The 21,067-nt window shown below is 52.0% G+C and carries 14 protein-coding genes; 10 read left to right on the plus strand and 4 right to left on the minus strand.

Annotated features, from left to right (window positions below; genetic code table 11):
• Positions 1-152: 152 nt before the first annotated feature.
• Together JRJ22_RS09245 and JRJ22_RS09250 are read left to right on the plus strand one after the other, a co-directional pair.
• A complete protein-coding gene (locus tag JRJ22_RS09245) occupies positions 153-2,969 on the plus strand; it encodes an ATP-binding protein (RefSeq protein ID WP_206104189.1) in 2,817 nt (938 codons plus the stop codon).
• Positions 2,970-2,971: 2 nt separating this feature from the next.
• Complete coding sequence (locus JRJ22_RS09250; RefSeq protein ID WP_206104190.1) at positions 2,972-4,069, plus strand: response regulator; 1,098 nt, start codon at positions 2,972-2,974, stop codon at positions 4,067-4,069.
• A gap of 88 nt (positions 4,070-4,157) precedes the next feature.
• On the opposite strand, the gene JRJ22_RS09255 is transcribed toward JRJ22_RS09250, so the two are convergent.
• Positions 4,158-5,315, minus strand: coding sequence for a glycosyltransferase family 4 protein (locus JRJ22_RS09255; RefSeq protein ID WP_206104191.1), 1,158 nt, complete (start codon positions 5,313-5,315; stop codon positions 4,158-4,160).
• 196 nt (positions 5,316-5,511) lie between these two features.
• On the opposite strand from JRJ22_RS09255, the gene JRJ22_RS09260 reads away from it, so the two are divergent.
• Both JRJ22_RS09260 and JRJ22_RS09265 read left to right on the plus strand, forming a co-directional pair.
• Positions 5,512-9,603 (plus strand): choice-of-anchor I family protein, encoded by a 4,092-nt coding sequence (locus JRJ22_RS09260; protein WP_206104192.1) that lies wholly within the window; start codon positions 5,512-5,514, stop codon positions 9,601-9,603.
• A gap of 302 nt (positions 9,604-9,905) precedes the next feature.
• Positions 9,906-11,696 (plus strand): methyl-accepting chemotaxis protein, encoded by a 1,791-nt coding sequence (locus tag JRJ22_RS09265; protein WP_206104193.1) that lies wholly within the window; start codon positions 9,906-9,908, stop codon positions 11,694-11,696.
• Here JRJ22_RS09265 and JRJ22_RS09270 read toward each other — a convergent pair.
• Positions 11,676-12,569: an NAD-dependent epimerase/dehydratase family protein gene (locus tag JRJ22_RS09270; protein WP_206104194.1), complete on the minus strand. Its 894-nt coding sequence runs from the start codon at positions 12,567-12,569 to the stop codon at positions 11,676-11,678. The two genes, JRJ22_RS09265 and JRJ22_RS09270, sit on opposite strands and share 21 nt — an antisense overlap.
• Positions 12,570-12,596: 27 nt before the next feature.
• Positions 12,597-13,334, minus strand: coding sequence for an RNA polymerase sigma factor (locus JRJ22_RS09275; protein ID WP_206104195.1), 738 nt, complete (start codon positions 13,332-13,334; stop codon positions 12,597-12,599).
• Between the two features lie 181 nt (positions 13,335-13,515).
• Here JRJ22_RS09275 and JRJ22_RS09280 point away from each other — a divergent pair, with 181 nt between their 5' ends.
• From JRJ22_RS09280 to nspC, 4 genes are all read left to right on the plus strand, one after another.
• The gene (locus JRJ22_RS09280) at positions 13,516-14,097 is read left to right on the plus strand and encodes an ATP-dependent Clp protease proteolytic subunit (protein WP_206104196.1); all 582 of its coding nucleotides are present in this window, start codon (positions 13,516-13,518) and stop codon (positions 14,095-14,097) included.
• A gap of 19 nt (positions 14,098-14,116) precedes the next feature.
• Positions 14,117-14,323: a hypothetical protein gene (locus tag JRJ22_RS09285; RefSeq protein WP_206104197.1), complete on the plus strand. Its 207-nt coding sequence runs from the start codon at positions 14,117-14,119 to the stop codon at positions 14,321-14,323.
• 663 nt (positions 14,324-14,986) lie between these two features.
• A complete protein-coding gene (locus JRJ22_RS09290) occupies positions 14,987-16,186 on the plus strand; it encodes a saccharopine dehydrogenase family protein (protein ID WP_206104198.1) in 1,200 nt (399 codons plus the stop codon).
• A 20-nt stretch (positions 16,187-16,206) separates the two neighbouring features.
• Complete coding sequence (gene nspC, locus JRJ22_RS09295; RefSeq protein WP_408637890.1) at positions 16,207-17,343, plus strand: carboxynorspermidine decarboxylase; 1,137 nt, start codon at positions 16,207-16,209, stop codon at positions 17,341-17,343.
• A 434-nt stretch (positions 17,344-17,777) separates the two neighbouring features.
• On the opposite strand, the gene JRJ22_RS09300 is transcribed toward nspC, so the two are convergent.
• Positions 17,778-19,355, minus strand: coding sequence for a stalk domain-containing protein (locus tag JRJ22_RS09300; RefSeq protein ID WP_206104199.1), 1,578 nt, complete (start codon positions 19,353-19,355; stop codon positions 17,778-17,780).
• A gap of 164 nt (positions 19,356-19,519) precedes the next feature.
• On the opposite strand from JRJ22_RS09300, the gene JRJ22_RS09305 reads away from it, so the two are divergent.
• Positions 19,520-20,143, plus strand: coding sequence for a deoxynucleoside kinase (locus JRJ22_RS09305; RefSeq protein ID WP_206104200.1), 624 nt, complete (start codon positions 19,520-19,522; stop codon positions 20,141-20,143).
• Complete coding sequence (locus JRJ22_RS09310; protein WP_206104201.1) at positions 20,140-20,793, plus strand: deoxynucleoside kinase; 654 nt, start codon at positions 20,140-20,142, stop codon at positions 20,791-20,793. The genes JRJ22_RS09305 and JRJ22_RS09310 overlap by 4 nt, the downstream gene beginning before the upstream one ends.
• The last annotated feature ends 274 nt before the right edge of the window (positions 20,794-21,067 follow it).

Consider the following 21,067-nt stretch of genomic DNA (forward strand, 5'->3'; position numbering starts at 1 on the left):
TATTTGGAGACTTGGACGGGCTAATCGTTTTGCTAAATAATGTCGAAAAAAAGAGTAGTAGTACCTCAGCATAGGAGGTTAGAATGGAACACTACAGAACAATTAACTTCGGCAGGAGATAAACTATTGAATTCAAGGGTGGTTGGCGGCGGATGGATAAAGGCAAAGCAAGCATCTTAGGGATGGTTATAGCAATCTACATACTGGCTGTGCTGCTTAAAGGCTTCTCGATAGAGGTGTTCCTCAATTTCGTCATTCTTATTTTGATCTTATATTTCGCTGCATTCAAAAATAAAAAGAAAGATGTCTCCGAGTATAAGCGGATCAAAAAGGAGCTGTCGGATCAGCTCTATTTCACCTCCCAATTGATGGATTCCCTGCCGCATCCGCTTTTTTATATCGATGACCAGCAGTGTTTTCTGGGCTGTAATACCGCCTATGAGCAAGCATTTGAAGTGTCTGGCTGCGAATTGGCCGGCATTCCGATACGCGATCTTCCCCATTTGCCTATGGACGCTTACCACAATCTTCGTGAGATGATGGCTGAGGTAACGGAGAGCGGCCAGTCTTCGATCCGCCAGATTCAGAGAACCTTTGCGAGCGGTGAAACGCACCACATTCTTTATACGCTGTCTGCCTACCGTCTGTCGGATGATTCAGTGGGCGGATACCTTGGGATTATGACCGATATTAGCGATCTGAAGCACAAAGAGAAGGAGATCCTTGATAACCGGAATTTTCTCAATGCCATTATCAGCCATATTCCGGTAATGATTACGGTCAAGGATGTCCGGACGTTGAAGGTATTCATGGGGAATCAGGCCAGCGCGGACTTTCTGGGCCTTACACCTGAGGAGCTGGGCGACCTGGAACTTAAATCGGTATTCCCTGAGGAAATTGCCCGGAGGATGATTGAATCGGACAAAAAGGTAATTGCAACAGGACAGGTCCTCAGTGAGATCGATATCATTCCCGATGACAGCGAAAACTGCAATCTGCGCTATGTTCGGACCACGAAGCTGCCTATTTTGGATGTGGAGGGGCAGCCGCTGTATCTGCTCATTGTGTCCGAAGATATCACAGAGGCGAGACGGAAGGAAGCGGAGCTGAAGCATGCTCTGAATCTGGCGGAAGAGGCGACTGCCGCCAAATCGCAATTTCTGGCGAATATGAGCCACGAGATCCGGACGCCGATGAATGCCATTATTGGCCTGGCTTATCTGGCGCTTAAGACAGAACTTAATCCGAAACAGCAGGACTATCTCTCCAAAATTCATAATGCCGGTACTTCGCTGCTTGGCATTATTAATGAGATCCTTGATTTCTCAAAGGTGGAGTCAGGCAAGCTGGAACTGGAGAATGCGGAATTTGTCTTAACCGATGTGATTTCAGGGGCACTAGATTTAGCGGGCCAGACAGCTCACGAGAAGGGGCTGCAGCTGTTGTGTGAAATCCCTCCAGAAGTCCCCTCTCGTCTTAACGGCGATCCGCTTCGGCTGGGCCAAATCATGACCAATCTGTTAAGCAATGCGATTAAGTTCACCGAGGCGGGTGAAGTTTCGATTGTAGTGGAGCTACACAGCAGAATCGACAGTAAGGTGAAGCTTCAATTCAGTGTACGTGATACAGGGATTGGCATGAGCAAAGGGACGGAAACCAAGGTATTCCAGGCCTTTACACAGGCGGACAGCTCCACTACGCGGAAGTTTGGGGGAACGGGTCTGGGTCTGGCGATCAGCCGCAAGCTGGTGGGGCTCATGGGAGGCAGTCTTTGGGTAGACAGTGAGGAAGGCAGAGGCAGTACCTTTACGTTCACGGCATGGTTCGATATTGTTCCGGTCACAGACTTACCAGCAAGACCTGTTCCGGTAACGACACTTGATGTGCAGGAAAAAGACTACAGGCTGTCCGGCACCCGTGTTCTGCTGGTGGAGGACAATGAGATTAACCGGCAGATTGCTGCTGAGCTGCTGAGAAGCCGGGGGCTGCTGCCGGATATAGCTGTCAACGGGGCAGAAGCGGTGCGCATGGTGGAATCCATGTCTGCGGAAAGACCTTATAGTATTGTACTCATAGATCTGCAGATGCCGGAAATGGACGGCTTTCAGGCGGGGGCAAGAATCCGGGAATTGGTTCCTGACCTGCCTATGATTGCTATGACAGCACGTACCATGCAGGAAGAGCGGGAACGCTGCTTCGCAGCCGGGATGAACGGCCATGTTGCCAAACCGATTGATCCGGATATTCTGTTCACTACGATCGGCAGATGGGTTTCACATGGGAACAATCAGGAATCAGCTGAAGGTGCCGGAAAGGCAGCTGAGTTCAGGTCCTCTACAGAAACCTTGCCATTCCTGAAGCTGAAGGGTATTGAAACCGGAAAGGGGCTCAGCCGTGCCGGACACAACCGGGAACTGTACATCAGCCTGCTGTTGAAATATGCCGGGAATCAGCGTGAAACGGTAGCAAGCTTGCGTAAGGCGCTAGGGGCAAAGGATACTGCAGCAGCCTTAAGGCTTGCTCATAATCTGAAGGGGGTCTCCGGCAATATTGGAGTTACGGAAGTCCAGAAGCTGGCCGGCATCCTTGGTAAAATGCTAGACAGCCCTGCTGAGCCGCAAGAGCTGGAGCAGCTTCTGAACAGGCTCGAAGCGGCGTTTTATGCCAGCACTGAGGAAATCCTCAGTCAGCTGGGCGGCTCTGATCACTATAATGCAGCAAAGTTCATACCTGAGCAGCAGAATGAACCGCCAGTAAAGCTGCTCAGCCGGTTAGAGGATATGCTGAAGGACAGTGATAGTGAAGCTGTCGACTATTTTGCATCTGTAAGGAGCGTACTAGCGCTTGCGATGACACCAGATGAGCTGAGACAGCTGGAGTATAGTCTGGGCATGTTTGAATATGAGGAAGCCCTCTCCCTTACCCGGCAGGCCATAAGAGATCGAAATTATGAACTGAGGTTGATGTAGATATGCTGGATTCCAGACCTGTTATACTTGTCATAGACGATACGCCGGACAATATTACGCTGCTTAGCGGTTTGTTAAAAGAACAATACAAGGTCAAGGTTGCCACAAACGGCGAGAAAGGGATGCAGATAGCCAAGGCTGCACCGCCGGACTTGATTCTGCTGGATATTATGCTGCCGGGAATGGACGGTTATGAGACTTGCCGGAGATTGAAGGAGGACGAGACGCTGCGGGAGATTCCGGTGATCTTTTTGACGGCGAAGGAAGAGGTAGAGGATGAGAATAAGGGCTTTGATTCCGGAGCAGTAGATTATATTACTAAGCCCATCAGCTCACCGGTCTTGCTGTCGCGTGTGAAGACCCATTTAACGTTGAAGCGCTCGAAGGATTTCCTTGTGGACAAAAATCAATATCTTGAGGCGGAGATTTCCCGGCGGATGAAGGAGATTTCCTTAATTCAGGAGGTTTCGGTGATGGCGATGGCCGCCTTGGCCGAAATGCGGGATACGGAGACCGGCAACCATATTCAAAGAACCAAATTGTATATTGAGGAATTGGCCACACAGCTGAGCCGGACGGACAAATATGCTGGCAGGCTGTGCCCCGAACATATCGGCCTGATCGTTACGTCTGCCCCGCTGCATGATATCGGGAAGGTCGGCATTCCTGATCACATCCTCCTGAAGCCGGGCAAGCTGACTTATGAGGAATTCGAAGTGATGAAGACGCATACCACCTTGGGCAGAGATGCGGTTCTGCGTGCCGAGCAGCTGATGGATCGTCCGGAGACGTTCCTTAGGTTCGCTAAGGAGATTGTTTATTCCCATCATGAGAAATGGAACGGCACAGGGTATCCGGAAGGGCTCGCCGGCGAGCAGATTCCACTGTCAGCCCGGCTGATGGCTGTTGCCGATGTGTACGATGCGCTGACCAGCGAGCGGGTGTACAAGGCAGCAATGCCTCACAAGCAGGCTGTAGAGATTATCGTAGCCGATGCCGGCCGGCATTTTGATCCCGATATTGTAGATATCTTCGTAAAATGCAGCTATAAGTTTCAGGAGATTTCCGAGAGGTATAAGAATGATAATCTGAACTCATAGCACCAATAGTAATGTGTAATAGCGCTCTCCAAGCATCCTGCCGTAAGGATGCTTGGAGAGCGCTGTTTTTTTGAAAGGAGTTAATTTTCTAGGCTGTAAAAATCCCTGCCGGGCTTTTTATCCGCCGGCCTTCAATAACCTCCTCGTAATCGCTGATCAGCCTGTCAAAAATATGCTCCCAGGACCGGCCAAGCGCTAATCGCCGACCCTCCTGGCCCATAGCCATACGAAGCATTGGCTGCCCCGCCAGCCTGCCTATCGCCTCAGCTATTGCCGCCGGCTGATGCGGCTCAAACAGTGTGCCGCTTCGGCCTGGCACGACCAGATCCCGCGATCCACCGGCATCCGCCGCGATAACAGGAAGACCCGAAGCCATGGCTTCAAGCACGACATTGCCGAAGGTTTCCGTACAGGAAGGGAAGACGAAAAGATCGCCTGCGGAGTACAGCTCAGCCAGTTCTTGCCCATATTTGCTGCCGGAAAAGGTGACATTCTGAGGTGCTGCCGCCCGCAGCTCCGGCAGCTGCGGACCATCGCCTACAATAAGCAGGTGTACTGCCGAGGCAATGGAATCCGGCAGAAGCCGCATGGCGGCAAGGAGGGTGGTAATATCTTTTTCCGGGGCGATTCGGCCTACATAAATAAGCAGCAGCTGGTTTTCAATCCCGTAACGCTCCCGTACATCCGCTGAACGCTTCTCTGGAGTGTAAAGACCGCAGTCAACGCCTCTGGACCACAGGCGCAGCCCGGAAAATCCGTGTGCACGCAGCGAGCCGATGGTCTCTTGGGAGGGTGCCAGAATCGCATCACAGGACCGGTGGAACCATTTCATGTATTTCCAGTACAGCGGGACAATTCTGCGCATCCGGTAATATTGAAGGTAACGGTCAAAGTGGGTGTGGTAGGAAGCCACATGCGGAAGGTTCTGCTTCTGGGCATAGCGGAGGCCGCAGAGGCCGAGGTTAAAGGGGGTTGCTATATGCACCAGATCCGGGTTGAAGGCCCGCAGCTCATTGTGAATGGAGGACATATGGGGCAGCGCTAATCTGCATTCGGGATACAGAAAAAATGGAATGCTGGCAATTTTGCGGACCGGGTCGTTGTCGTCGTGTCCAGAGGCCGGTTTCGGGGTAAACAGCAGGTGCTCGATTCCGCGGCGGTTCAGATGGCCGGTCAGGCGGTGGAGTGTGCGGGCAACCCCATTGGTCTGCGGAAGATAGGTGTCCGTAAACAAAGCTAGACGCATCAATATCCCCTCCAGGACTCTTGTTGCCCTGATCATAGCAGGCGAATATTTGCCTCGGGTCAGCGGAATGTTAGCCGTTTTTCAAATGAAGGCCCCGGTTGTTTCTGCAGTTTACGTTCATTTGATGTAACTCTGCATATCAGCAAATACTCGTCCACTATAGTTGTTAAAAATAATCTATAGGAGTGACAACGACTTGAAAAGATCAGGCATAACCCTACTCTCCCTGCTGCTTGCAGCTGAACTGACGCTCGTTCCCGCATGGAGCGCAGGCCCGGCGGCAGCTACTGCAGCGATTCTGCCGGGTACTCCTTATACTACTGACGGCAATTATAATGTGAGCGTTCCCCATATTATCGTAAACCAGGTATATGGCGGCGGGGATGCGGCAACCACGGGCGGTTATTTCTCTAACGGATATATTGAACTCTATAATCCTACTGATTCCGCTGTTGATTTAAGCGGCTGGTCCCTGCAATACTCTGATCCGGCTATGAACGGGGCCTGGAGTAAGCTGAATCTGAACGGCACGATTAAAGCGCACTCTTCCTATTTAATCATAGACAGCAAGGCCAATCCGTCCTTTAAGAGTGATATCAGCAGTAAAGCTGACCAGACGTGGAAGGATATCCTTTTTAATAATAAAGGGATGAAGGTTGTGCTGCTTAGCAGCACCGACCTGCTGGATACGCCCAACCCGTTCCAGAATAAGCCGGCAGCCTATGTGGATATGATCGGTACGGCCGGAAATGACAGCGGTTCCGTGATAGACGGTTATGAACTGGATTATCCGACAGGCAAAACCGGGGGAACCTCGAAGCAAAAGTCGGTCCGCCGGGCAGAATTCACGGATACGGATAATAACAAGGAGGATCTGAGGCAGATCAGCTTTGATTCGCTGGATGCTGTAGCACTGAATCTGATGAAGCCGCACAGCAGCAGCGATGGAAGCTGGGGGGTCACAGCTCCCGCTCTTGGCGTAGCCACGGCTTCACTCCCGGCTGTAACAGCAGGATCACCCTACACGGTGTCACTCTCTGTATATGGTGGGGTGCAGCCCTATTCCTTCGCGGCAACTGGTCTGCCGGAAGGCCTCCGCCTTGACGCGGCCTCGGGGATCATCAGCGGAACTCCGCTTGCGGCAGGCACGGCAACGGTGAGCTACGCGGTGTATGACAGCGCGGTTCCCCCGGTGAAGGCGGAAGGCAGCCTTTCACTGGTTGTCGGTCAGGCGGCTTCGGAGCCGATAAAAGATGTCATCCAGGTTACGAAGATCGGCGGATATTCTGTGGGAACCACGAACGAAGACGGCGGCGTGGCGGAGATCGTCAAGTACAACCCGGCCAACGGGAAGTTCTATCTGGTCAATGGCTCAACTCATCCGGCGACTGTAGATATCGTTTATCTGAAGGATGGCGTACATCCGGAGAAGGAGGCAAGCATTAATGTAGAGGCACTATCCGAAGCCGGGGGCTTCAGCTATGGAGACTTGACCAGCGTCGATATTAACACGGCGACCGGCCGGATTGCTGTGGCTGTCCAGGAAGCAGATGCGATGAAGAAGGGCAAGATTCTTGTCCTTGATTATGACGGCAAGCTGCTGAAAACCTATGAAGCCGGCATCCAGCCAGATATGATTAAATATACGGCGGATGGCCGGTATATTCTTACGGCAGATGAAGCCGAGCCGCGTACACTGGCAGGTGATCCGGAGGGCAGCGTGACGATTATCGATACGGTCACCGGAACGGCCACAACCGTTAAATTCGATAATCCCGGCCTCATTGATGATCTCGTGCATATCCGCGGTGCGGTGGACCCTGTAAGCAAGTTAATCACCGGTGAAGGTACTAAGGAAGACGCCGTACGTGATCTGGAGCCGGAATTCATTGAGCTGTCCGATGATCAGGAGACGGCTTATGTTTCCCTTCAGGAGAACAATGCAGTGGCGGCGGTTGATGTAATCTCAGGCAAGCTGCTGTGGGTGAAAGGTCTGGGATTCAAGGATCTGAGCGATCCGCGCAATGCGCTTGATCTGGTAAAGGACAATCAGATTCACCTCGAGAATGTTCCATTTTATGGTGTATACATGCCGGACGGCATCAGCCAGTACACGGTGAACGGAAAAACCTATCTGTTCACGGCTAATGAAGGGGATGCTACTGATTGGGACAGCAAGGAAAATGCCACCACCATCGGCTCCATGAAGAATTCACTCAAGCCGGATTCGGCTGCTGCAAAGTTCCTGAACGGACAGAAGAAATATGACAGCGTAGAGGTGATGTCAGATATGGGGCATGAGGGCATTTATCTGTATGGCGGCCGTTCCTTCTCCGTATGGGATGCCGGGTCTCTTAAGCAGGTGTATGACAGCGGCAGTGAATTCGAGCAGATCACTTCGGAGCGCCTGCCGGCGTACTTCAATGCCAGCAACAGCAACACTACCCTGGACAGCCGCAGCACCAAAAAAGGGCCGGAGCCCGAATATGTCAAAATCGGCAAGGTGGGGCAAAGGGCACTGGCGTTTGTCGGGTTGGAACGCGTCGGCGGTATGATGACCTATGATGTGACGAACCCGGAGCAGCCGCAGTTTGTAAACTATATCAACTCTCGTGAGTTTACGCCGAAAAATAATCTGGAAACCGACACAGGTCCGGAAGGCATCGAATTCATCCCGGCAACGGACAGCCCGACAGGGCTTCCGCTGGTGCTGGTAGCCAATGAAGTCGGCGGAACAGTGGCGGTCTATCAATTAAATGTGACAAAGGTGACTTTGAATCAGACCTCCTTGTCGCTCCAGGCGGGCGGAAGCGCAGCAGAACTACAAGCAACGGTGCAACCCGTAAGCGAAGCAGGGCAAGGCTTGAGCTGGAGCTCCTCCAACTCCTCTGTAGCCTCGGTTGATCAGAACGGAAAGGTTAGTCCGCTCGCGGCGGGAACAGCAGTAGTCTCCGTATACAGTGCGGATGGGTATGGTATCGCCCAGGCGCAGGTGACGGTAACGGCAGCCGATCCGGTTATTAGTTATCCGGGTTCGGCGCCTTCCGGCGGATCGGCAGCGGTTGTCACCAAGCCGGAAACAGCAGTTAATGTCACGGGCGGCAAGGCGATTGTGGAAGTGAAGGCAGCAGCTGATGCAGCCGGGAGCCAATTCTTCTCTGTAGGCGCTGAAGCCGTGACTGCCGCACTTGAGGCGCTCAAGAGCTCAGGCGGGGCGGAGCTGGAGTTCCGCACGCCTTCAGGAGAAGCTGGACGGAATCTTACCGTTAAGCTTCCTGCAGCAGTCTGGGCTGAACTTGCCGGTAGTTCCTTGAAGACGGTGACATTCACGGGAGGGGCGGGAACCGTTTCATTCGACCGGACTGCAGCTTCGGCAATTCACATGGCTGCAGGCGGGGAGGCGGTCAGCCTGACGATTGCCGGAACGGATCTCCCTACAGCGGCAGCCGGAGCCAGTGCTGCGGCAGGCAGCCTCATCGGCAGCCGGCCGGTGCTGAGCCTTACAGTTCAGGCAGGAAGCAAGGACATTTCCAGCTTCGGTGGCGGGGGCGTGTCGGTCAGCATCCCATATACACTCCCGGCAGGTGAAGATGTCAATGCAGTAGCAGCTTATCAAGTGACGGCAACAGGTGGACTGGTCGTGCTTCCTGCCAGCAGCTACAATCCAGTGGCGGGTCAGCTGACCTTCCGTACCCCTCATTTCTCCGTTTATGCTGTGGGCTATAACAAGCCGGTGTTTACGGATACTTCAAGCAGCTATGCGAAGGATTCTATAACGTATCTGGCAGCCCGTGGAATCATCTCCGGAACCTCAGCCGAGCAGTTCGGCCTCAAGCACCAGTTAAGCCGCGGGGATGCAGCCCTGCTGCTGGCCCGTTTGGCAGGAGCGGAGCCGGGCAGCCCGGCTGGCAGCTTCATTGATGTGAAGCCGGAGGATTATTATGCGGCGGCTGTGTCCTGGGCGAATGCTAATGGCATCGTCAACGGAACAGGAGGCGGCAAATTTGATCCCAAGGCTGAAGTCTCACGTGAGCAGCTGGCGGTCATGATCCTTCGTCTCGCGGATGCTATGAACTGGAATCTGCCTGTAAGCAGCGGCCCTGCTGTATACGCCGATCAGACGGCTATCAGCCCCTATGCGCGAGAGGCCGTGAGTGCTGTCCAGCAGGCCGGTATCCTATCCGGTCAGGCTTCAGCTGCAGGCAAAATTAACTTTGCCCCGCAAGCTTCGGCTACCCGTGAAGAGGCTGCACATATGCTGGCTAAGCTGCTGAAGGCTGTACAATAAGAGCTGTATCTGCTGTCTGCTGCCTACAGTTCAAATTTCAGATACTGCTGCTTCCGTGCTATAATGCCCTCATAATTGTTCCGAAGACAAGTGCCGCCTGCGGTGCTTGTCTTTTTTTTGTCGGCCTTCCTTTAGCCCTCGTTAACAGCATTGCAGCAATTAGTTTACGATGCGCATACATAACACTGGAGAATAGTTAATATCCAGCTTCTACAATGAAAACATGACATGAAATACATACATAAGTCCGAGATCTAGCAGAAGGGATGATAAGCTTGGAAAGAAGTAGGCTGCACTTATCTATGAAATGGAAGCTGATTCTTAGCTTTACAGCAATTTCACTTATCTTTTTGGGGGTTGCACTGCTTCAGGGGCAGAAGATTAATCAGGTGGAGCAGTCGATGGAACGGCAGAAGACCGAGATGGAAAAAAGAATCACCGTCTCTACAATCACTCAGCTGCTGCAGGAGCTGAACAGTCTGGAGACTTCCCTGGCTGAGTCCAGTGACGCAGAGCTGGCCGGGCCGTTTAAGGATAAGCAGCAGCGGCTTGCGGCAGCTATGGCCAAAGTGGATTTTGACAAGGGAACCTCCGCGTGGAAAGATCTGCAGCAGCTGCGTACTGAAGCGGATGAATATACAGGTTATGTTAATGAGTTGGTAAATACGCTGGAGAATACCGATCTGGATCCGCTAACTGTCCTGGAGCAGATTGATGGGCTGCATACGCAGGCGCTTGCACTGAATCAAACGCTGCTGGAGCGGAATGCGAAGCTATATACGGCAGCAGCGGATAATGCGGAAGCGGCGCAGGCCCATTCTTTTACTTTGCTGGACCATACCGTATCTATAGTGATGTATGCTGCAATCGCAGTATTCGCGTTCACGCTGGTGCTGGCCCTGCTGCTGATCCGTTCGTTCCTGTCTCCGGTGGACAAGCTGCAGACTGCTCTGCGGAAAATCGCCGAAGGCGATCTGCGCCAGCAGATCAATTCACCGTATAATGATGAGCTGGGGCGGTTGAGCTTCCATTTTGACCATATGGTCACACGGGTCCGCGAGATGCTGCGCCAGACGGTGCAGGTAGCCTCAACGCTGGCCGATTACTCCCAGTCCTTTCAGCAGTCCTCATCGGTTACTGCCCATACCAATCAAGATATCGTCAAGACCATTCAGGAAATTTCGGTAGGAGCAGATCAGCAGGCCGTTCAGTCTGAACAGAGTTCACTATTGCTGCAGGAACTGGAGCGGGAAGTGGCGGAGATTACGGTTTATACCGATGTTATGCTTGCGACAAGCCAGAGCGCTGACCAGAATGCACGCAAAGGCTCGGAAACCATCAGTGAGCTGCAGCGCAGATCACAGAAGTCCCGTGCTTCCATCGGCAAGGTGTATCAGGCACTTGAGAAGCTGGTGGAGCAGTCCGGAGATATTTCGCGGATTACGAATTCCATCACAGAGATTTCCAAGCAGACCAATATCCTCTCCTTGAATGCGGCAATTGAAGCGGCCCGGGCAGGGGCGGCTGGGAAAGGCTTTGGGGTGATTGCGGATGAAGTCCGGCATTTATCGGTACAGACAAGCGATTCCTCGATTCTGATCAGCCGGATAATCGGGGAGCTGCAGGAGAGCATGGCGGACTTTCAGGCATACATGCTGGAATCGAAAAAAAGCCTGGAGGAGCAGGATACCCAGGTTGCGGAAACCCTTGCTTCCTTCACGGCGATTGACGATTCGATTGCCGGCATCAGCCGGCAGATCGGGCAGATCCACAGCAAGGTGGAGCAGACCCGGAAGATCAATTCACGGCTGGGGGAATCGATCCACTCGGTAGCATCCGTAGCTGAACAGACAGCGGCGGGCGTTCAGGAAGTGAATGCCTCCAGCACACAGCAGGATCAGGCCATTCACGATATCGCCCGCCAGGCACAGGAGATTAGTGAAATCTCGCGGCGGTTGTTCAGGGAAATCAATGTCTTCAAGATTGGAGAGAGTCAAACTGTGAACCCCGGCGGCGGACAGCTGCTGACCATAGACGATGCCCGGAAACCGCCGGAGGAGACAAGTGTACCGTTACTCGCGATGGCTGAGTGAGGCATGGAGCAAGGCAATAAGCTCCGGCAGCCATTCAGCTAGAGACAGGAAGGTGAAGCCCGCTGCGCGGGCTTTTGCTGTATCCATAACCCACGACTCTTCAATGCCAAAGGGAGAACTATCCTCTTCGGCTGTTTCGCTTAGAATAATGGCCTGCTTGCCTGTAACAGCTTCGATCATCGAGAGAATATCCCGGATGGCGATTGCACCGTCTGAGCAGGCATTCACGGGTCCGGCCAACGAGGAGAAGCCCAGCCAGTAAAGGAAGTCCGCAGCCTCATCGGATCGGATGAACGAGATCAGAGCATCCGGATTCGGAAGCCCGATCGGCTTGCCGCTGGCGATATGCTCGATGTGAAAATGCATCCGCCGCGTATAATCATCCGTCCCTAGGACGATCGGAAAGCGGACGGCTGCCACAGGAAAAGAATCCTGTTTCAGCAGCACAGTTTCAGCCAGTCTTTTGCCTTCCTGATAGTTGAAGTCCTCTCTGGAACCCAGCCGCATGGGATAAGTCTCAGGGTCAAAGTCCGCTTCACTCAGTATTTCCGGTCTTGGATCGTATACAGATAAGCTGGAGGTCAGGATGTAGCGCCCCGTTCTGTTAGCAAAAATCCGGGCTGAAGCAGCTGCATCATCGGGGGAGTAGCAGATATTGTCATAGACGACATCAAATTGCAGGCCATGCACCGCCGTGGCCAGCGCTTCTGAATCCGAACGGTCAACGGTTAAACGGGTCACCTGATCGCCGAAATCATCCTCTGCCATGCCCCTGGTCAGTATAGTCACCTGTGTATTTTCATCCTGAAGCAGCCGTTTCACCAGCCTCTTGCCAAAAAAACGGGTTCCCCCGAGCACAAGTATGTTCCTCATCCTTCTGCCTCCTTTAATATTTTCTTGTTAGGCCGCCATCCGCATTCCGGAATAGATGACGGTACTGTTTGCGGTGAAGCGGCAGCCCGCAAACTGGGCCTGCACAGCGGATGTGCTGACCGCCGTGGTGAGCTCTGCTGCTCGGTCCTGGCGCAGAAGTTCCAGCATGACGGGAATCTGCCCCTGTTCATAGGCATCCGCCAGCGCAGCCAGCAGCAGCCTGAAATCCGCATCCTGCGGGAGGGCAGGCCCATCCGCGGCGAGCTCCTTCCGCACAGCTACGAGCGCTTGCCGCGCCCGGTAAAGCGCAGCTTTGACCGCCCCCTCTGTAGTATCCAGCTGAACCGCCGTTTCGTTTGCGGAGTAGCCGAGCACATCACGCAGCAGGAATGCCATCCGCTGCACCGGCGACAGATGTTTGATCAAGGCTTGAAAAGCTGTTTCGATCTCCGAAAGGCTGCTCTGCGCTGCCTCAGGTTCTGCCCCGTTCCGTTCACGGCCCATTACACGCATCAAGGAAGCCTTGCGCCGGACGGTATCGATCCAGGTATTCTTAGCAATCCGCAGCAGCAGGGCTTCCGGATTGGGGCTTGCGGAGAATTTTCCGTAGCTGAGCACCTTCATCCAGGTGTCCTGGGCCAGATCTTCAGCCTCATGCCCGGAGCGGGTAAGCGTCAGACAGTAGCGGTTTAACGCAGCTCTAAGCGACTGCAGGCTGTGGTCCTCCTCAAGCTTTAGGGTGCTGTATTCTTCAAGGATCATCATGCTCACACAACTCCTTTTCAGCTATTCCTTTGGCATATTCCCTTATTATATAAACGAACAGCCCTTATTAAAAGATACGCGGGTTCTGCTGCTATTTTTGTTGGCTTGGTTCCGTATCCTTTGCCGCCCCTGATCCGTTTACAGGATATCAAATCAAGTTATATCCCAGGAGGTATGGATCATGAGTATTGTCCCCTATGTAATTGAACAGACGAGCAGAGGCGAGCGGTCCTACGATATTTATTCCCGGCTGCTGAAAGACCGGATTGTATTTGTCGGTGCGGCGATCGATGATCAGCTGGCGAACAGCATTATTGCCCAGCTTTTATATCTTGCGGCGGAAGAACCCGATAAAGATATCCAAATGTTTATTAACAGTCCGGGAGGTTCAACTACCGCAGGGTTCGGAATTTATGATACGATGCAGGTAATCAAACCGCAGGTCAGCACGATATGCACCGGTTTTGCGGCTTCTTTCGCATCACTGCTGCTGCTGGCCGGAGCCCCCGGCAAAAGATTTGCGCTGCCAAGCAGTGAAATTATGATCCACCAGCCGCATGGCGGTGCCCAGGGGCAAGCCAGCGATATTGCCATCAGCGCCAAACGGATATTGCAGATTAGGGAAAAGGTCGTGCAGATCACTGCAGGCCGGACCGGCCAGCCGGCTGACAAGATCGCGAAGGATATGGACAGGGATTATTTCATGTCCGCGGATGAGGCAATGACATACGGCATTATCGACAAAGTAATCACGAACCTATAAGTAAAGGAGCGGATGAACCATGCTGGCAGATTTGAAAGGGCAGAAAGTCGCGGTACATTTTCTGGATGGTACGAGTGTAAGGGACGGTGTTCTGGAAGAGCTTGACGAGCGCTTCGTGAAATACCGGACAGAATATCAGGTGCTGTACATTCCGGTCACCTCAATTCGTGCAGTAGCGCTGGAGACCAAGGAGCGCGAGCGGCCGCGGGTGGGCTTCGGACAGTAAGGTCTCGCGGCCGACAGCGGCTACCTAACGCTCCCGGGACCTGAGCACACTTCCGCGGCTCTGAAATGGATGTTCGGCTGAATCTGGAGAACATAATAAAAAACTTTACAGAAACGGCAGCAATGCCGTTTTTTTCTGTGTCTGTTATAAGGCATCAGGATACAGCGGATGTAACGCTGGATAATCGAGGTATTGGATTTCGGCTGTTACACATACTACACCTAAGTGTATCTGCTGCGGCGGCTCCCTAAGCAGTTAGCGAACAGGTGAAAACGGGTAAGAATACATAGTGTGCCTATTTTCCGGAGGTGAGCCTGTTCATTGATTTCAAATAATACGTATGAAGAAAGGCGCTGCTGTGATACAATAATCTAGTTGTCCTTCTTATGGGGATTTAGGTTTCAAGTAGCCGGGCCATCTGGCAATGTTTCTTCTAGAAAGCTAAGAAAAACGCAGCATTACAGTGTATTTACATGCGTTCAAGAGTATTAACAGGAAAAACCGAAGATTTTACAGACTACGTATCAATTTTTGTCGTTTTTTATTGATTTATTGCTGTGCTTTATGTATAATCAGCCTTGTTGATTTTTGCAACTGGAAATGGCTTGTACGTTATAAGTCAGATCTGAACTACGGATTTCTTATATTAGGAGGTTATCTATTTTGGGAAAAGCGTTAATTATTGGCGCTGGCGGTGTAGCTAGTGTTGTCGTGCACAAGTGCTGCCAGAACCCGGATGTATTTGAAGAGATCTGCATAGCGAGCAGAACCCTCGCGAAATGTGATGCTCTGAAAGATAAATTGGCCGGAGGCCAGACGAAGATTTCTACTGCTCAGCTCGATGCGGATAATACGGAAGAGGTCATTGAACTGATCAAGAGCTTCCAGCCGGATGTCGTGATTAATGTCGCTCTCCCATATCAGGACCTGACCATTATGGATGCCTGCCTGGCAACGGGAGTGCACTATGTGGATACCGCTAACTACGAACCGCAGGATACTGCGAAATTTGAATATTCCTGGCAGTGGGCCTACAAAGAAAGATTCGAAAAGGCCGGAATTACTGCGCTGCTCGGCAGCGGCTTCGATCCAGGCGTAACCGGTGTGTTCACCGCTTATGCACAGAAGCATTATTTTGACGAAATTCACACGATTGATATTGTGGATGCGAACGCAGGCGACCATGGTTATCCGTTTGCTACCAACTTCAATCCTGAAATCAATATCCGCGAAATTACTGCGAACGGACGCTACTTTGAGAACGGCGAGTGGATTGAAACGGCTCCGCTGTCCGAGAAGAAAGTCTACGATCTCCCGGAGATCGGTCCTAAGGATATTTACCTGCTGTATCATGAAGAGCTGGAATCCCTGGCCAAAAATATCAAAGGCGTGAAGAAAATCCGCTTCTGGATGACCTTCTCCCAGAACTACCTGACTCACCTGAAGGTGCTGGAGAATGTCGGCATGACTTCGATTGAGCCAATTATGTATGAAGGCAAAGAGATTATTCCTTTGCAGTTCCTGAAGGCTATCCTGCCAGACCCGGCATCCCTCGGACCAAGAACCAAGGGTAAAACCAACATTGGCTGTATCATTCAGGGTACTAAAGACGGCCAGCCGAAAACCTATTATGTTTACAATGTCTGCGATCATGAAGAATGCTACAGAGAAGTGGGCTCCCAGGCCATTTCCTACACAACCGGCGTTCCTGCCATGATCGGGGCTATGATGATTATCAAAGGCATCTGGAACAAACCGGGCGTACACAATATCGAAGAATTCGATCCGGACCCATTCATGGATGCACTCAATAAACACGGGCTGCCTTGGCAAGAAGATTTCTCGCCGACGCTGCTGGACTAGGGCGTAAGGCAATGAAAGAAATCGATATCGACATCAGCTCGCTGCCGTCACCTGCCTATCTTGTCGATGAGCGGCTGCTTAAGAAGAACCTGGAGACCCTGAATTACGTGCAGGAGCGTACCGGAGCGAAGATTCTTCTGGCGCAAAAAGGCTTCTCCATGCACGCTCTGTACCCGCTGGTCGGCAAATACCTGCATGGCGTGACTTCCAGCTCCCTGTTCGAAGCCCGGCTGGGCTTTGAGGAAATGGGCAAGGAAGTGCATGTCTACGCACCGGCTTACATGGACCGTGAATTCGACGAGCTGCTGCGCTATACCGATCACATTGTGTTCAACTCGTTTGACCAGTGGAACCGGTTCAAGGACCGCGTACAGAATGCCGGCAAGCCAATCAGCTGCGGAATCCGTGTAAATCCGGAATATTCCGAGATTGAAGTGCCGCTCTATGATCCTTGCTACAACTACTCCCGTATGGGCGTAACCCTGCCGAACTTCCGTCCGGAAGAGCTTGAAGGCATTGAAGGGCTGCATTTCCATACCATGTGTGAGCAGAACTCCGACACACTGGAGCGTACCCTCAAGGTTGTGGAAGAGAAGTTCGGTCAGTATCTGCACGGCATGAAATGGCTCAACTTCGGCGGCGGCCATCATATTACCCGCGACGATTATGACCTGAAGACGCTGATCAAGTGTATCCTTCATATGAAAGAAACCTACAATGTACAGATTTACCTGGAGCCGGGCGAAGCGGTGGCGCTGAACACCGGATATCTGGTAGCAACTGTGCTTGATACAATGCACAACGGCATGGATATTGCCATTCTCGACACTTCGGCTGAATGCCATATGCCTGATGTGCTCGCGATGCCTTACCGGCCGAACATTATCGGTTCAGGACAGCCTGGAGAGTTTCCGTATACGTACAGACTTGGCGGCATGACCTGCCTGGCGGGTGATATCATCGGGGATTATTCCTTCCCGGAACCGCTGAAATACGGCGACAAGCTGGTCTTCCTCGACATGGCGATTTATTCCATGGTCAAGAACCATATGTTTAACGGCGTGAACCTGCCGGCTATTGCTTCCTACAACGATGAAGAAGGCCTGAAGATTATCCGCGAGTTTGAATACAGCGACTTCAGCGGCCGTTTGTCTTAATTCTTTTTTATAATAGAGTGCCCCGCAAGCCGGCTGGAGTTGGCTTACGGGGCGCTTTTTTTTGATTTCTCGTGGATAATGGATAATAGTGAACAGTGATAGCTGCACTTTGTACACTTATTATGCTCATTTTTGCTGTCGCCACGGCTTTAGCTGCACTTCATACAACTAAAAGTGGCAATTTCGGCTCTGAGAAGCAAAATGGGGATTTTTAATTGCACAGACTGCAGTTAAAATGAAAAATAGCCTCTTTTCGCGCCGGATAGTTGCAGAAAGTGCAGTTATAGCACCCCCTTGAAGCATATTTTACATAAGGATGAAAAAACAGCCCCGCATCAACGCCTATTAGGCGGGACACGGGGCTGCTTTGAGTGAAGACACTATTGTTTAGCTGCACCATAGCTGCACCATAGCTACATCAGAGCAAGGCTGCATCACTTCATACTAATCGCAATTTCCTCCTGTTGCGGCAGCCAGTTGACGGTGGCGCCGAGCTGCTCGCTGATAAAGCGCAGCGGGAGATAGATTGTACCGTTCACAATAAACGGCGGTGTGGCGAGGGTGACTGCAGTACCGTTGACCGTTGTCTCCCCGCTTACAGTATTAATGGAGATAGAGAGAGACGGTTTACTCACGGCGGTTCGGGTGATGGTTACTATTTTCTCAACCTTGGAAGCTGTACCGCCGTTACTGGTGGGAGTGGTCGTATGGTTCTCTTTATAGGCAACGATGGCTCCCAGTTTATCAAATAGCGACCGCAAGGGAACGAAGTTCTGGCCGCCGCGGGTAATCACACCATTCGTCAGATTGACCGGCTCTGCGTTCAGCGTAACGGCTATCGGCTTCTGCATAGGCACCGGCTGGTCAAAGTTGAAATCATAGTTGGCGTAGCCGAGCTGAGCGTTTTTGTTGACGCCCCAGCCCCAGAGGGTGCCGTCACTCTTTTGCATAACGATGTGGCGTCCGCCGCCCTTTATGGAGGTAATATTGGAGGCCAGCAAAGTGAACACTGCCTCTGCAGTAATCGTTTCTTCTCCGATGGAGGTTGTGTATACCTTGCCGTCCGCTGTTAAAGCCACGATAGATCGTTCCATAATATAGGCGTCCGTTACAATTCTGATTCCGGTGAAGCGCAGCGGTACCGTCTGCTCATGGAAGGTTGTGCCGTCGGAGCTGCCGGTAATGGTCATTCCCCGGAACCAGAGGTTAGCGCTATTGTCGATGGCAAGTGTGCTGCGCCCGTTATCACGAAGGATACGGATATCCTTCAGTCCGGTTACAGGTACCGGATTCATTACATCGCTGCCGGCAACCGGATTATAAATCGACTCGACGGGCCAGGTCCAGACCGTGCCGTCTCCGGCAAGCGCAAAGTTATTCTCCAGCTGGTTGATTTGGCTCAGCTTCCGGACAGGCTGAAAGGAGGTAAGCTGATCGGTTGAGGTCCAGACCGTCCCGTCCTGCTTGAGGAACAGGAATCTTTTCCAGGAGCCCTTTTCATTGTCCTCAAAATACCCCCCGGCGGCAGTTACTCCCTCTATTCCGCCAACAGGGGATAAGGAGATCCGCGAGGTATCGTCCTCCGGTAACGCTGCCTGATAGACCGCACCGGCCCCGCTTACAGCCAGGTATGTACCCTGCACCAGTGCAAGGTCCGTCAAGCCAGTCATTTCCGGTACTTGTACAGTTTCCATTGCTAAAGTCTTGGCATTGGTCTGCCATTGCCAGACGGAGTAATCCTGCTTAACTGCAAGCCCTCCGCCCCCGGCCAGGCCGAAGGAAGCTTTAACCTCAGCAAGTCCCGGTACACGTGTAGGCACCGAGCGGCTGTCGCCCCAGACCCACAGGCTGCCGTCCTTTTTGATCAGGTGATCCGGCCCGTAGTCGGCGATACTGGAAACAGCAGCTGCAGTGTCGGCCGCGGCAGCCGCTCCTCCGTTGCAGGCTGCAGGAAAGCCGGCTGCTGTAGCCAGGCTTAGCGCCAGGCCGAGCAATTTTGTCCATTTTTTCATAAGAGGTCTCCTTAGTATTTGAATTCCATTAACTTACAATTAGACGCGCTCCCCCCGCAAAAAGTTTCTGCAGAAAAATGTCGCTCATTGTCGGCTGACCTGTGATACAATATCCTAGTCTGTTTTTTTAGTTTTGTCCGTATCTGAGGAGGAAATCAGCGTTAATGAAACATGCACCTTTTATTGCAGTGGAAGGCCCGATCGGGGCCGGAAAAACCACCCTTGCTACCATGCTGGCAGCTGAGCTTGAGCTTCCGGTAATTAAAGAGATTGTTGAAGAGAATCCGTTCCTGGACAAGTTCTATCAGAATATGGATGACTGGAGCTTCCAGCTCGAAATGTTCTTTCTCTGCAACCGTTACAAGCAGCTTGAGGATACCGTGAACGAGTACATCAATAAGGATAAACCGGTTATTTCCGATTATCATATTTATAAAAATCTGATTTTTGGCGAGCGGACGCTCAAAGGATCGAAACGGGACAAATACCGTGAGATTTACCATGTGCTCACCGATGATCTGCCGAAGCCTGATATTATTCTCTATATCCGTGCGGATCTGGATACTCTTATGGCCAGAATCGCCAAACGCGGCCGCCCGTTCGAAGAGGAAATTTCACCTGCGTATATGCAGCAATTAATAGAAGATTATGATGATGCTATGGCCTCACTCGCTGTCCGCGAACCGTCGACCGTCATTGTAACGATTGATGGGAACAAGGTTGATTTTGTAGAGAATCAGGAAGATTTCAGCGCTATCGCCGCACAACTAAAGGAGCTTATGAAATGAACACATACAACATCCCGGACAACGCCATTATTACTGTAGCCGGAACAGTGGGTGTCGGCAAATCAACGCTGACTGCAGCCCTCGCGAAGCGTCTGAATTTCCAGACGTCGCTGGAGCAGGTCGACCACAATCCATACCTGGAGAAGTTCTACCATGATTTCGAAAGATGGAGCTTCCATCTGCAGATTTATTTCCTGGCGGAACGCTTCAAGGAGCAGAAGAAGATGTTCGAGCTGGGCGGCGGCTTCGTGCAGGACCGTTCGATCTATGAGGATACCGGGATTTTTGCCAAAATGCATGCCGATCAAGGCACCATGTCGAAGACCGACTATGAAACCTACACCAGTCTATATGAGGCAATGGTGATGACACCGTATTTCCCGCATCCCGATGTGCTGATCTATATCGAAGGCAGCCTGCCGTCGATCCTCACCCGGATCAATGAACGCGGACGCGAAATGGAAATCCAGACCGATGTCTCCTACTGGGAGCATATGCACGGCCGTTATTCCCAGTGGATAAATGAGTTCAGCGCCTGCCCGGTGCTGCGGCTGAACATTGATGACTACGATGTGAATGATGCGGATTCGATGTCTGCGATTCTGGCGCAGGTGGGTAAGGCGATTAACCGGAGCGAGGTGGCGAAGTAAAGGGTTTCTATTTGACTACTAACTTCGATTGTTCATTATAATATAGTTGCTATTATCCTGGTCCCTCCTATGAACATTCCTGGGATGGAAGTAATTCTAGCGAGGACAGCACAGGAATAAGAGGGATAGTAACGGTTGGGACTGATTAGCTTGCCGGTGCTTATCGGAACGAGGTTTTTAACTGATTTTCCAGAGTAATATCAGTAAGGCCCTTTATCGAATGTTGAGTTTAGACTAGAACTATATGGTTTTAATCGCGGCGCCAAGGGGCGCT

Source organism: Paenibacillus tianjinensis, from assembly GCF_017086365.1.
GTDB classification, from domain to species: domain Bacteria; phylum Bacillota; class Bacilli; order Paenibacillales; family Paenibacillaceae; genus Paenibacillus_AQ; species Paenibacillus_AQ tianjinensis.